Raw genomic sequence first — 281 nt, forward strand, 5'->3', positions numbered from 1 at the left:
CCCTATCCGAAGGTGTATCCTTTAGGGCATCCTCCTATGAGCTGGGGTAGTTCATTTAATCATGAGTAATAATGATGCGATCGCAAATTATGATGATTGGGTTAAGGTATATGATTTAGGGGAAAGTTATCAACAACAGCAGCAATGGCAACAAGCAGCAATTTTTTTTCACAAAGCGATCCAACTTCGACCAGATTTTTTTTGGTCTTATCATCATTTAGCAGATGCTTTGACCAAATTGCAACAATGGGATCGAGCAGTTTTAGTTTATCGTCGTGCAG

Annotated in this window: 1 protein-coding gene; it reads left to right on the forward strand. The window is 39.5% G+C overall.

Going from position 1 to position 281, the window contains the following annotated elements; genetic code table 11:
• Positions 1–61: 61 nt before the first annotated feature.
• A partial coding sequence (locus tag I4641_RS10825) for a tetratricopeptide repeat protein (RefSeq protein WP_229640536.1) occupies positions 62–281 on the forward strand: 220 nt, incomplete at its 3' end.

The sequence above is a fragment of the Waterburya agarophytonicola KI4 genome (assembly GCF_020640915.1).
In the GTDB taxonomy this organism is placed as follows: domain Bacteria; phylum Cyanobacteriota; class Cyanobacteriia; order Cyanobacteriales; family Xenococcaceae; genus Waterburya; species Waterburya agarophytonicola.